The sequence below is a fragment of the Streptomyces sp. R28 genome (assembly GCF_041052385.1).
In the GTDB taxonomy this organism is placed as follows: Bacteria; Actinomycetota; Actinomycetes; order Streptomycetales; family Streptomycetaceae; genus Streptomyces.
Genome location: NZ_CP163439.1, coordinates 8,170,012 through 8,183,218 on the forward strand (window position 1 = coordinate 8,170,012; position 13,207 = coordinate 8,183,218).

10 protein-coding genes are annotated in these 13,207 nt (G+C 71.2%); all 10 read right to left on the bottom strand.

Going from position 1 to position 13,207, the window contains the following annotated elements; translation table 11 throughout:
* Positions 1–2 precede the first annotated feature (2 nt).
* The 10 genes from AB5J49_RS35825 to AB5J49_RS35870 are packed head-to-tail and all read right to left on the bottom strand — an operon-like array spanning position 3 to position 13,201.
* Complete coding sequence (locus AB5J49_RS35825; protein WP_369172998.1) at positions 3–1,286, bottom strand: DUF4910 domain-containing protein; 1,284 nt, start codon at positions 1,284–1,286, stop codon at positions 3–5.
* Complete coding sequence (locus AB5J49_RS35830) at positions 1,274–2,299, bottom strand: NAD-dependent epimerase/dehydratase family protein (protein ID WP_369172999.1); 1,026 nt, start codon at positions 2,297–2,299, stop codon at positions 1,274–1,276. Before AB5J49_RS35830 ends, AB5J49_RS35825 begins: the two co-directional genes overlap by 13 nt.
* Positions 2,300–2,302: 3 nt before the next feature.
* Positions 2,303–2,950, bottom strand: a complete 648-nt coding sequence (locus AB5J49_RS35835) for a PIG-L deacetylase family protein (protein ID WP_369173000.1) — start codon at positions 2,948–2,950, stop codon at positions 2,303–2,305.
* Positions 2,947–3,741, bottom strand: a complete 795-nt coding sequence (locus AB5J49_RS35840; RefSeq protein WP_369173001.1) for a glucose-1-phosphate cytidylyltransferase — start codon at positions 3,739–3,741, stop codon at positions 2,947–2,949. Before AB5J49_RS35840 ends, AB5J49_RS35835 begins: the two co-directional genes overlap by 4 nt.
* Positions 3,738–4,988 (bottom strand): methyltransferase domain-containing protein, encoded by a 1,251-nt coding sequence (locus AB5J49_RS35845; RefSeq protein WP_369173002.1) that lies wholly within the window; start codon positions 4,986–4,988, stop codon positions 3,738–3,740. Before AB5J49_RS35845 ends, AB5J49_RS35840 begins: the two co-directional genes overlap by 4 nt.
* On the bottom strand, positions 4,985–6,265 hold the full coding sequence (locus AB5J49_RS35850; RefSeq protein ID WP_369173003.1) for a glycosyltransferase: 1,281 nt from the start codon (positions 6,263–6,265) through the stop codon (positions 4,985–4,987). Before AB5J49_RS35850 ends, AB5J49_RS35845 begins: the two co-directional genes overlap by 4 nt.
* Before the next feature lie 2 nt (positions 6,266–6,267).
* Positions 6,268–7,500 (bottom strand): O-antigen ligase domain-containing protein, encoded by a 1,233-nt coding sequence (locus tag AB5J49_RS35855; protein WP_369175368.1) that lies wholly within the window; start codon positions 7,498–7,500, stop codon positions 6,268–6,270.
* A 1-nt stretch (position 7,501) separates the two neighbouring features.
* The gene (locus tag AB5J49_RS35860) at positions 7,502–9,037 is read right to left on the bottom strand and encodes a right-handed parallel beta-helix repeat-containing protein (protein WP_369173004.1); all 1,536 of its coding nucleotides are present in this window, start codon (positions 9,035–9,037) and stop codon (positions 7,502–7,504) included.
* Between the two features lie 16 nt (positions 9,038–9,053).
* Positions 9,054–11,012, bottom strand: a complete 1,959-nt coding sequence (locus AB5J49_RS35865; RefSeq protein WP_369173005.1) for an alginate lyase family protein — start codon at positions 11,010–11,012, stop codon at positions 9,054–9,056.
* Positions 11,009–13,201 carry a bi-domain-containing oxidoreductase gene (locus tag AB5J49_RS35870; protein WP_369173006.1) on the bottom strand — a complete coding sequence of 731 codons (2,193 nt, stop codon included), beginning with the start codon at positions 13,199–13,201 and terminating at the stop codon, positions 11,009–11,011. The genes AB5J49_RS35865 and AB5J49_RS35870 overlap by 4 nt, the downstream gene beginning before the upstream one ends.
* Positions 13,202–13,207 lie beyond the last annotated feature (6 nt).

A 13,207-nucleotide genomic window follows, 5' to 3' on the forward strand; every position in this document is an offset into this window, starting at 1 on the left:
CTTCATGCCTTGAGCAACCCGGCGTCGTGCAGGGCGCCGGCCGCGACGGCGACGGCGTCGAACGGCAGCCCGGACCGCTCGGCGACGTCCAGCAGACTGTGCTCACCGTCGGAGAGGCTGAGCACCCAGAGCATGGCCATCTGGGCCTGCTTGGTGTCGCTGCGGCCGCCGAGCGCGTCGTACAACCCGCGTCGGCCCAGCTGTGGTTCGCCGTACGGGCTGAGGTTGACGTACTGGCGGTTGCGGTCAAGCACGGCGAATGCCTCGCGGCAGACGGCGAGCGTGTCCGCCATCGCCTCCGTGGAGACGAAGTCCAGGTTGTCCGCCGAGGTGTGGTACTCGGGGTAGCCGGCGTACGGGGTCCGGCTGAGCGAGCCCACGCCGAGGTCGAACCCGGGTGAGCAGAACTGCCGCTCGTCGTAGCCGTACGGAGTGAACTCGGCGACCCGGTGCGGGCGTTCGGAGGCGGTCAGCACGTGCCGCATCACCCGGTCGATCTCGGCGTCGCCGCGTCTGCTCTGTTTGTACGTCAGTTGCCCCGGGTCGCCGGCGCAGGCCAGCACGACGCCGTGCTTGACCCGTTCCACCCGCTCCGCGTTGCGGGCCAGCCAGGTGATCGCCCCGATGGTGCCGGGCGCGAAGATGAACCGGTAGGTGTAGTACGGCGTCTGCTCGGCCAGCGCCTTGGCCAGGAACGTCGCCACCGCGACGCCGGCCATGTTGTCGTTGGCCAGCGACGGGTGGCAGACGTGACAGGAGACGATCACCTCGTCGGCGACCTGCCCGGGGACGACGTGCTCGGCGTAGGTGAGGTGGCCGTCGGCGAGGGTGGAGTCGATGCGCACCTCGTACTCGCCGTCCGGCATCGCGTCCAAGGTGTCCTGGGCCAGGCAGAACCCCCACTCCGGCTTGTAGTAGCTGGTGCGGTACGGCACCCAGGACGGGTGGTCCGGCAGGGTGTGCAGGTGTTCGCGCAGCTCGGCGAGCGGCATCGTCGCCGACACCGGCAGGCTGTAGCCGAGCACGTGCAGGCTGGACTCGGCGAAGTCGACGACCCGGCGTCCGGTGGAGTCGGCGATGTACGCGTCCCGGATGTTCCACTCCTGCGGCACCGTCCAGTCGAGCACCTGCGTCCCGGTCGGCACCTCGTGCACCTGCAGCGGGATGTACTCGCCGACGATGTCGAGGGTGGCGCGCACACCGTCGCCGGTGATGCTCCGGCAGAGCGGGTACAGCCGCTCCACCAGTGCGTACATCTCTTCGCCGGTCGTGGTCACGGGCGCCACCGCAGGGTGTCGTCGACGGCGCCGGCCTCGGACGCCGCGCGCAGCACGGCGAGGCGGGTGAAGCGCTGCTCGAACGCCTCGCGGGTCAGCCCGTGTTGCCGGTAGGCGTCGGCGAGGTCGAGGGCGCCCTGCTTCACCGTCCACTCGCAGTCGAAGCCGGGGATCGCCGCGCGGAACCGGGAGAAGTCCACCCGGTAGGACCGCGGGTCGGCGCCGTTCTCCCCGGTGATGTTCACCTTCGCGCCGGCCACCGCCTCGGCGACCTGCTCGGCGATCTCGGCGACCGTTACGTTGTTGATCTCGCTGCCGATGTTGAACGCCTGGTCGTGCACCGCTTCCCGCGGCGCGGTCAGCGCGGCCGTGAAGGCCCGTGCGATGTCGGCGGCGTGCACCAGCGGGCGCCAGGGGGTGCCGTCGGAGAGCACCAGCACCTCGCCGGTCAGGAGCGCGTGGCCCACCAGGTTGTTCAGCACGATGTCGGCGCGCAGCCGGGGTGAGTAGCCGAAGGCGGTGGCGTTGCGCATGAACACCGGGGTGAAGTCGCCGTCGGCGAGCTCGTGCAGGTCGTCCTCCACCCGCACCTTGGACTCCGCGTACGGCGTCACCGGGCGCAGCGGGGCGTCCTCGGCCACCAGGTCGTCGCCGCCGGCGGCGCCGTAGACGGAGCAGGTCGACGCGTACAGGAAGCGCCGCACTCCGGCATCGCGGGCCAGTTGGGCAAGGCGTACGGACGCGTGGTGGTTGATGTCGTAGGTGAGCTCCGGCGCCAGCGAGCCCAGCGGGTCGTTGGAGAGCGCGGCCAGGTGGATCACGGCGTCGACCCCGGCCACGTGTTCGGCCGTGACGTCGCGCAGGTCCACCCGATGACCCGGCGGGTCGGCGGGTGTCGGGCCCAGCACACAGTCGGCGAACAGGCCGGCGTCAAGACCGACGACCTCGTGCCCGGCGGCCGTGAGCACCGGGGCCATCACGGTGCCCAGATAGCCCTGGTGTCCGGTCAGTAGTACGCGCAAGGTTCAACCCCCCAGGTTGAGCGTGAGTTTGGTGACGGCGAACGCTTCGGCGTATCGCTCGTGGCATTCGATGCCGCGGATCCGCGCGAGGCCGAGGAAGGCCTCCCGGTCGTACCAGGGCCGGTGCCGCTGCGAGGGGTAGTGCTCCTGCAGCAGGCGCACCTTCTGTTCGGCGATCTCCGGCGACAGCGGCTGATACGCCGCCATACGGCCGAGATCGCCGTCCCACTTGACGATCTCGTAGCCGAGCACGAGGTGGTCGCGGAAGGCGGTGGGTATCAGCTGCGCCAGGCCGCGGTGGTCCTGGTGCGCGTCGTCGGTACGCGGGGCCAGGATCAGGTCCGGCTCGGTCTGCCCTCGCAGTTCCTCGACCGCCGCCTTGGCCTCCTCCCAGTGCACGGGCAGCCGGCCGTCCGGCAGCTTGTGCACGGTCAGCCGCAGGTCGGCGCCCGGGCAGAAGGCGGCGAGCGCGGCCTGCTCCTCCTGCTCCCGCTCGCTGCCACCGCCGGAGAGCACCAGCGCGTCGATACGGATACCCGGCCGCGCGTGGCACAGCGTCAGCAGCGTGCCGCCGGCGCCGATGGCGATGTCGTCGCAGTGCGCGCCCACCGCGACGATCCGGTCCGGGCGCCCGGCCCCGAGCCGGATCACGCGCTCACCCCGGCGTTGTCCCGTTCCCACACGGCCCACGGGCGGTCGCCGCGGGCGTAGGCGTGATCGAGCGCGGCCCGCTCCTTCACGGTGTCGGTCGGCTTCCAGAAGCCGCGGTGCTGGTGCGCCACCAGCCGCCCGCGCTTGGCCAGTTGGGCGCATCCGTCGGCGACCAGGTCCCCGCCCTCCGGTATGTGGTCGAAGACCTCCTGGCGGAGCACGAAGTAGCCGCCGTTCTCCCACAGCGGCAGTTCGCTCACCGCGGTGATGCCGCCCACCAGTCCGTCCTCGCCCAACTCCACGCAGTGGAACGACGACTGCGGCGGCACCACCATCATCGACGCACCCGCGTCGCGCGCGGCGAACTTCTCGATCATCTCCGGCAGCGGGGCGTCGGTGAGGACGTCGGCGTAGTTGGCGAGGAACATCTCGTCGCCGTCCAGGTGGTGGCGCACCCGGCGCAGCCGCTCCCCGATCGGTGACTCGATGCCGGTCTGCGCGAACGTGATCGTCCAGTCCGAGATGTCGGTGGACAGCAGCTCGGTCTGCCCGCCCCGCAGCACGAAGTCGTTGGACGTCGTCTCCTCGTAGTTGAGGAAGAAGTCCTTGATGTGGTGGGCGCCGTAGCCGAGGCACAGGATGAACTCCGTGTGCCCGAAGTGCGCGTAGTACCGCATGACGTGCCAGATCAGCGGCCTGGGGCCGACCATCGCCATCGGCTTGGGCACGTCGTCCGCGGCACCGCTGCGCATCCGCATCCCGTAACCGCCGCAGAACAGAACGACCTTCATGCTGTGACCTTTCGCGACGCGACCTCGACGATGCTCAGTTCCGGGATGGGGAAGACCAGCCGACCGCCCCAGTCGTGCACGAAGGACAGCTGCTCGACCAGCTCGGCCCGCAGGTTCCACGGGAGGACGAGCACGTAGTCCGGCTTGTCGGCGGCTATCTGCTCGGGCGGCAGGACCGGGATACGGGTCCCCGGGGTGAACCTGCCGTGCTTGTAGGGGTTGCGGTCGACCGTGTACGGGAGCAGGTCGGGCCGGATGCCGCAGTGGTTGAGCAGAGTGTTGCCCTTGCCCGGGGCGCCGTAACCGACGACCGTCTCGCCGCGCTCGGCCGCCTCGATGAGGAACTTGAGGAGGTCCCGGCGCACCTTGGCCACCCGGGCGGAGAACTCGGTGTACCCGGACAGATCCTGCAGCCCGGCGGCCTTCTCCCGGTCCAGCACGTCGGCCACCCGATGGCCAGGCTCGCCGGCCACCTCGGTGGGCCGGGCCCACAGCCGGATGGAGCCGCCGTGCGTGGGCAGCAACTCGACGTCCACGAGCGTGAGTCCGCCGCTGGCCAGCGCGCGGATCGCGGACGCGACCGTGTAGTACTGGAAGTGCTCGTGGTAGATCGTGTCGTACTGGTTCTCCTCGATCAGGGTCAGCAGGTGCTGCACCTCGATGGAGACCCAGCCGTCGTCGGCGACGAGGGCGCGCAGCCCCTGGGTGAACCCGACCACGTCGGGGATGTGCGCGTACACGTTGTTGGCCACGACCAGATCCGCCGGGCCGTGCTCGGCGCGGACGGCCGAGCCGGTGTCCGGGCTCAGGAACTCCGTGAGCGTGGGCACACCCGCGTCCCGCGCCGTGGCACCGACGTTCACCGACGGCTCGATGCCGAGGCACCGGATCCCGCGGTCCACCACATGCCGCAGCAGGTACCCGTCGTTGCTCGCGACCTCGACCACGAAGGCGTCGGGGCCGAGACCCACCCGCGCCGCGGCGTCGGCGACGAACGTGCGCGCGTGCTCCACCCAGGAGGTCGAGAAGGAGGAGAAGTACGCGTACTCGCTGAACGTCTCCTCCGGCGTGATCAGCGGCGGGATCTGCGCCAGCCAGCAGTCGGTGCAGACCCGCAGGTGCAGCGGGTACGCCGGTTCCGCCCGGTCCAGTTGGTCCGCGGCGAGAAAGCTCTCACATGGTGGCGTCGCCCCGAGGTCGACGACGCTCGCCATGGCTTCCGAGCCGCAGAGTCGGCATCGTGTCATCTACTGTCCCCATCCCCCCTGCTCGCGCGGGCCCCCCGCCGCGAGTCAGCGTTTCCGTTTCCTAGTGGCGGCGGGCTGTCCCCGCCGCCGGACCGACCCGCGATCGCGGTGCGGTACCCCTCCACCAGGCGCTCCAGGCCGACGGCCGGGCTGAAGCCCTGCTCGTATCGGCGCCGGGCCGCCTGGCCCATCTCCCGGTTGCGGCCCGGTTCGGCCGCGATCCGGCGTATGCAGGACGCGAGCGAGGCGGCCTCGCCCGGCCGGTGCAGCAGCCCGGTCACACCGTCCTCGACGAGTTCGACGAAGGCGCCGTGCCCGGCGGCGACGGTCGGGACCCCGGCCGCCATCGCCTCCACGACCACCAGGCCGAACGCCTCCAGCCACGTCGAGGGAGCCACCACGGCGACCGACCGCGCGATGGCCTGACGGCACTGAGCCGGGTCGTACAGGCCGACGTAGCGGACGTCGTCCCGGCCCGCGGCCCAGGCGGTCACCTCTCGCTCCAGCGGCCCCGTGCCGGCGATGACGAGCGGCACGCCCACACCGCCGTTCGCGGCGATCTCGTCCCACGCGGCCATGAGCAGCCGAACGCCCTTGGCCTCCGCGAGCCGGCCGAGATAGAGCAGATGCTCCCCGGCGCCCGATCGGCGGGCATCGGGGTCGGGCACGAAGTTGTGCTTGACCGCCAGTCGCTCGGCCGGCATGCCGGCCTGCACCAGGACGTCGCGCTGCGCCGCGGAGATACAGAAGAACCGGTCCACGCCGGACCACCACCGCCGCCGGTTGACCGACAGACTGACCGCGAGCGGCACCGTCGCAAGCCGGGAGTTCCGGTAGCAGCCGTGCCGGACCGCGGGCAGCGGCGCCGACGACCCGACGCACTCGGTGCACGGCCGGCCGTCCCGCTGCAGCGTGCCGGGCGGGCAGACCTGGGTGTAGTTGTGCAGCGTGGCGACGGCGGGCACGCCGGCGTCGGCGCAGGCGGCCAGCACCGCCGGCGACAGGAGCGGGAAGACGTTGTGGACGTGCACCACGTCCGGCCGCTCGGCGCGGAGCCGGGTGGCGAGTTCCGTGCGGACCGCCGGGTTCCACGGCACGAGCAGCGGCACCGCGACCTTGCCCAGCAGGGACCGGCCGGCGATGTCGTCGCTGCGCCGCTCGAACACCTCGACCTGATGGCCGGCCGCGCGCAGCAGCTCCACCTCCTGGTCGACGACCTTGTTCTCGCCGCTCGGCTGTGCCGAGGCGTAGCGGTTGTGCACCACGAGGATGCGCATGCTCACCTCACCTCCGATCTCTGGGCCCATCGCGGGATGCGTTGTCGAGGGACTTCGGGCGTCGCGAGGGCAGTGGCCGCGGCGGGCGCCGCCAACAGCGAGGCGGCCAGGGCCAGGTGCAGCAGATACGGCGAGGCGTCGCCCAGTCCGGCCTCGGTGTACGACGCGATCGCGCAGTAGCTGATCAGGAAGATCGCGCAGGCCCGCTGCAGCGACGGTGGCCGCAGCAACGCGACGCCGCCCAGCACGATGATGATCGCCGCGACGAGGGCGACGCCGATCAGGCCCTGCTCGTTGTAGACGGCCAGCCAGCTGTTGTCGATCGGCAGCCCGCCGAACGACTTGTCGCCCAGCCCCACGCCGAACAACTTCTCCCCGGTCGACCGGGGCGCGGCCAGCAGGGCGTCCCAGACCTTGGCCCGACCGGTGAGGCTGGAGAAGTTCTCCTTGCTCTGTCCGCGCAGGAACCACGCCTGCAGCATGGAGGCGAACCCCACTGCGGCCACCGTGGCGCACACCACCGCCCAGGTGAAGAAGCGGCGGGCCGCGGCACTGGTGAGCAGGAGCGAGCCGATCGCCAACACCAGCCCGAGCATCAGGCCGAGCGTGGCCGTCCGGGTATGGGTCAGCCCGAGGAGGACGAGTGACGGCACGATGACCACCGCCGCACTGGTCCTGTCGGTCCGGCGGCCCAGGAGCAGCAGCACGGTGAGCCCGGTGATCACCGCGGCGTACTGGCCGATCTGCGGCGGGGTGAGCGGCCACAACGCGCCGACGAGGCGCCCGCCGTAGAGGTCGGGCAGGGCCGCGCCCGGTGAGACGACCAGGCCGGCGGCCACCGACCCGAGCACCGCGAAGTACATCCGGATGTGGTGCCGTACGAACGTCAGGCTGCCGTCCCACCAGCGGCTGAGCAGCCACAGCGTGCAGACGAAGAGAGTCAGCCGGAAGCAGCGGAACAGCGCACCGAACCCGGACTCCAGTTGCACGCTGGAGATCAGGCTCGTCACCAGCAGCAGGGTGAGCAGGAGCACGTACGCACTGGCTCGGATGCGCAGCCGGAGATTGACCGCGAGCGCCAGCGTGAACGCGGCGACCAGCGCCCCCATGGTGACCAGCTGGATGAGGGAACGAGGCAGCGGGACGATGGTCTTCGCCCCGGCCGAGCCGAGCGTGTTGAGGACCAGCAGCCCCCAGACCACTCCGACGATCTTCGGCGTGCGCTCCGCCTCCATCTCAACCACCGGCCCGTGGGTCGAGGGCGCTGCCCGTGTCCTGCTGGTAGGGCATGCCCTGCCAGCTCTCGAAGTCGAGCACCCGGCTCGGGTCGTGGGCGACGAACTTCCACGGTCCGACGTAGACGTTGTCGTGCCAGCGGTTGTGCTGCTTGCGCGTGATCGCGTCGGCGACCTTCTCGCCCTTGTACGGCGACCAGTCCGGATAGGTGCCGTAGTTGGACAGCACCGCCATGCGGTCGCACTTCGCCGTGCACTTGACGACGGACTTGTCCAGCACGAAGCGGTTGTCGTGGATGTCCACCCACTGGGTCTTCCACCGGCAGTCGGCGTAGAGGGGTGCCTTCGCGATCGCCGACTTCGCGCAGCCGGCGGTCTTCTTCACCAGCAACGTGCAGTCACCGGACGAGGTGTTGGCCGGGCTGTTGCAGAACCGGTCGGCGTTCTCCCACAGGGTGATCCCGGACCAGTTGTCCTCCAGCACGTTCCGGTAGATCTCGATCTTGTCGGTGCGGGCCTCGATCCGTGGTTCGCCGCCGGACTCGGACAAGTAGACGGTCGCGAACGGGAAGTTGTCGCCGTGGTCGGCCGCCCTGCGGCCCTCGACCCAGTTGTTCCGGCGGATCGTGTTGTTCCGGATGACCGCGTTGTAGCTGATCTCGTAGATCAGCGCGGCACCGTCGTTGGCCTCGATCACGTTGTTCTCGATGCGGAAGTCATTGTTGTTGGTGTCCGCCCACAACCCTGTTCCGCGGTTGTCGTGCACCCAGTTGCCGCGCACGTCGGCGCCGTCGACGGCCCAGAACTTGATGCCTCCGGTGCAGCCGCAGCCCTCCCGCCGCCGCTCCCAGTCGCCGGTGTTGTTGCCCACGATCTCGTTGCCCTCGACCACCAGGCCGCTGATACGGCCTTTGCCCTTGTACGCGTTCATGCCGTACTGGCCGTTGTCGCGCAGGCAGCTGGCGCGGACCTGCTGGCGGGCACCGGCCATCAGCCCGGCGCCGGAGTTGTCCCGGATCGTCGCGTGCTCGATCACCCACCCGTCGGCCGAGTCATGGTTGACCACGCCTTCGTCCATCGGGGCCACGAAATGCTGGACGGTCAGATAGCGGATGGCGACGTCGCGGGCGCTGCCGCTGAACGCGTACTGGTTCTTCTTCCCGCCGTCGAGCACCGCGCCCGGCGCACCGAGGTAGCGGTTCCCCCGCTTGGGGATGACCTGGGCGTAGCGGTCCGGATCGAGCCTGTGCTTGCCCGGTCGAAGCCAGAACGTGGTGTTCGGGGGGCTGCTCTTGGTCTTCGCTGCCAAGTCACCGACCACCGCGGGGTCGACCGTCACCGCGCCCGCCGGTGCCTTCGCCGGCCCGGCCGCGGGCTTGGCACACACCCGGGCCACGGCCTTGGCCGCGGAAGTGGACGTGGATGGCGCAACGGTCGGCTCCGCCGCGCGGGCGCCCGGCATGCTCGTACAGCCGGTCGCCGCCAGCAGGGCCAGCGCCGCCGCCGGCACCGCCCAGTCCCGCCATTTGATCCCCACGTGTCCTCCTCCCTCCCTAGCCGCGGAACCTGAGCACGGTGGTGAAGCCCTCCGCGCCGTCGCTGAAGCCGGTGCCGACCAGCGTGGTGGTGGGTTCCTTGCGTCCGAATCCGGCGGAGTACCAGCCCAGGGGCGGGTCGGTCTCGCCGCGATGTGCCTGCCAGGACAGCTGTCCTGGCAGGTCGAGCACCGCGGAGCGGTCCTCGCCGTCCCGGGTCCAGGTGAGCTGTGCCCGGTTGTCCACCAGGTCCGCGGCGATCGCCGGGCCGAGGTGGAACGCCAGGCGTACGGCCCGGCGCGGGCCGCGCACCTCGTCCACCACCCTCAGCTCCTGGCTCTCGGCCGCCAGCTCCACCCGGCGGCGGTGCACGGAGCCCTCGTAGCCGTCGTGCTCGGCACACCAGCGGGCCACCCCCTCGCCGGATGTGTCCGAGACCAGGACACGGCTGCGGGCATGCCGGGTCCACAGGAACGGGCCGCCGGAAACGGACTGGTCGCCGCCGTCCAGCTGCAGGGTGTTGTGGCCGAGGGTCGACCGGAAGTACTGCCGCCACTCGGGCTGCCCGTGGTAGCAGTACGTCCCCGGGTCGGCGAGCACGTCGACGCCGTCGTGCCGGACCTCCACGGACAGCGCGTCCGCGTGGGCATGCGCGGCGATGGACAGGAAGCCGTGCGGACCACCGTCGCAGCGGCACCAGATCTCTTGCGGACCGCGCAGGATGGTCATGCCCGCGTCGGCGAATTGGGCCGGTCGGCTTGCCGGGCGGGTCACGGCCGGTGCGGTTCCCTTGTTCGGGTACGGCCGGATGAGCGCGGCCAGCAGCGGGGTGCGCACGTCGGTGCCGGTCACCGCCGGCCACCAGGCGAGCCGGCCGAACACGGCGTCCCCGGTGGCCAGCAGCGAGGCCCAGCGGTCGGTGCCCGCGCCGTCCACGATCAGACCGTGCCCGTCGTCCGCGTCCCCCTGGCGCGGCGGCCGGAGCCGGTTGTCCACGACGGCCGCGAGCGCGTCGGTCATCCGCAGCAGCACCAGCCGGACGGTCGCGGGGACCGGCACGCCTGCGGCATCCGCCTCGGCCACCGCGGCCAGACCGAGCTCCAGCACCAGTCCGTGATACTCGGTGGCCAGCTCGCGGTTGAGGCCGGAGAGGTAGGTGTTGCCGCGCAGGTGCCGCTCCAGCGACCGCAGCGCGCCGGTCCGCCAACGCTCCGACGAGGGGAACCAGTCGAACGCGCAGGCCGCTGCCAACTGCCCGGCGGCCTCTGCGATGACGTGGTTGTTCGCCGAAGAGCCCCGGCTGGGGAAGGCGGCCAGCCAGCGCTGGTGGTGCCAGATCTGGTTCAGCGCCACCGGGTTGTCCTCGAACAGCCCGGACGCGCCCGGCCAGCCCTCGAGCAGCCGGCGGATCCACACCCAGGACAGCAGCCGGATGCCCAGCTCGATGCCGCTGATCCAATGGACGCCGCACAGCGGCGGGTTGGCCGCCCACCACGACCGCAGGTGCTCGGCCACGCGCTCGGCGTACCGCTCGTCCCCGGTGATCGCGTAGGCGGCGGCGAGCTGGGTGAGGTACTGGTGCCGGGACGGCTCCCAGATCTGCTTGATGTCCCCGACCGCGTCCTCGCTCCGGTACGGCACGTCGAAGGCGTAGCCCGAGGGAGCCCGGCGCCCGGTCCTCGGGTCGCACCACCAGTCCGGGTCGGCCAGGTCGTCGCGGACCACTCCGAAGTACTCGGCGTGCCCGTCCATCAGCCGGTCCGCCTCGGCGACGAGACGCTTCGCGGCGTCCGGAGCTACGGCGGCGATCGTGCCCGCGGGCAGGACCGCGGTGAACCGGGCGCCGGTCACGCTCGGGCAGTCCGGCCGCGCCGACCGCCACCGCCGCCTGCGCACCGCGTCGCCCACCCGGCCCGCGACCTCCTGCGGTCCCATCCGGGACAGCCGCCGCAGGTACCAGCCCGCGCTCATGGTCATCGCGCGCTCGCCAACGTCACCGGCGCACCGCCGGCCAGGCCGGCCTGCACGGCGAGGGTGGCCGCCGTGGTGGCGACCAGCGACTGAAGCGGCACCGGCATCGGCCCGCCGGTCCGAACCGCCTTGATGAACGCGGCCAGCTCGGCGTTCTGGCCCTTGTCCCGGGCCTTGGGCAGCCGCGAACTGACCCACTTCTTACGGCCGTACACCGAGGCACGCACGAAGTCGTCGAGCCGCAGCGCACGGCCGTCCGCGACCAGGTCCAGGGTCTCCTTGGGGAAACCGGACGGGCCGGTGGTGACGTAGCTGATGGTGGCGGTGGACCCGTCCGGGTAGCGCAGCACGACCTGCAGGTCCTCGTGGCCGGACGTGGCGGTCGCGTAGACCGAGACCGGGTCCGCGTCGAGCAGCCAGCTAGCCGTGTCGATGAAGTGTCCGCCCTCGCCGGCGAACCGCGACCCCTCGGTGCCCTGTTGGAGGTACCAGCTGCCGTGCTGCAGCCGGCCCGCGTTGACCAGGTAGCGGAGGTTCGCCGGACCGGTCCGGGCGCCGAACCTGTTCTTGGCCTCCTGGAGCAGCGGCGCGAACCGGCGGTTGAAGCCCACCTGCAGCCGGTCGTTGCCGGACTCCTCCACCGCCGCGAGCACTCCGGCCAGCTCGTCCTCGGTGAGCGCCAGCGGCTTCTCCACGAACACGGTCTTGCCGGCCATCAGTGCTCTTCGGGTCAGTTCGGCGTGCGAGCTGTGCCGGGTGACCACGAACACCGCGTCGATGGACTTGTCGCCGAGCACGGCGTCGAGATCGGTGGTCGCCTCGGCGAAGCCGAACTTCCGCTGCGCGTTGGCCGCGGACAGCGCCGTCGTGGTGACGACGGTCGACAACTCGACGCCGTCGCGCTGTGCCAGGTGCGGCAGCAGCATCGACGTCGCGTAGTTCCCCGCGCCGACGAACGCAAGGCGCACCGGCGAATTGGCGGCCCGGGCAGGGGCGGACGCTCCGCCGCTGGGTCGCTTCACCTCGGGCACGGCCACCGCCGGGGCCGCCGTTTCCTCCGCTTCCCCCGTGGGTTCGGGGTACCGGAACAGTACGGCCACGGCCTTCAGGTCGCCGTCCTTCAGGCGCTGGTACGTCTCGACCGCGTCATCGAAGTCGGCGACGTGGGAGACCAGGGGTTCCACGTCGACGCTGCCGCGGGCGAGGAGATCGAGGAAGCACGCCAGGTTGCGGCGCTCGGTCCAGCGCACGTAGCCGATCGGGTAGTCGCGCCCCTCGAGCTCGTACTCCGGGTCGTAGCGCCCGGGGCCGTAACTGCGGGAGAACCGGACGTCGAGCTCTTTCTCGTAGTACGCGTTCCATGGCAGGTCCAGGCGGCACTTGCCGATGTCGACGACCCGGCCACGGTCCCGGCAGAGCCGGGCGGCCAGCTCGACGGGCTGATTGCTGCCGCCGCCGGCGGCCAGGTACACCTGGTCCACGCCGTGACCGCCGGTGAGTTCGGCGACGGAAGCCTCCACCGCCGCGGACTCGGGATCGCCGCAGGCCACGGCGCCCAGGCGCTCGGCGAGCTCGCAGCGCACCGGGTCGGGGTCGACGCCGACGACGCGGACTCCCGAGGCGGCGAGGAGCTGCACCACCAGCTGCCCGATCAGCCCGAGGCCGATGACCAGTGCCACTTCGCCGAGCTGCGGCTCGCCTTGGCGGACGCCCTGCATCGCGATCGACCCGACGGTGCCGAAGGCCGCGTGCCGTGGCGCGAGGCCGTCCGGCACCGGGGCGTAGAGGTTCTTCGGCACCCAGTTCAGCTCGGCGTGCAACGCGTGCTCGTTGCCGGCGCAGGCCACGAGGTCGCCGACCTTCACGTCGTCGATCCCGGCGCCGACCTGCTCGACCCCCCCGCACAGCGAGTAGCCCAGCGGCGTGTAGGAGTCCAGCTTTCCCATCACCTTGCGGTAGGTGGCGGGCACCCCGTTGGTGGCCACGCTCTGCATGACCTTGGCCACCTGGTCCGGCCGGGAACGGGCCTTGCCCAGCATCGACATGCCGGCCTCGGACACCTTCATCATCTCGGTGCCGGTGGAGATCAGCGAGTAGGCGGTGCGGACCAGTACACCGCCCGGCTTGCACCCCGGCACCGGCACGTCGAGCACCGCCAGCTCGCCGCTCTTGTAGTTCTGTACGACCTGCTTCACCCGAAC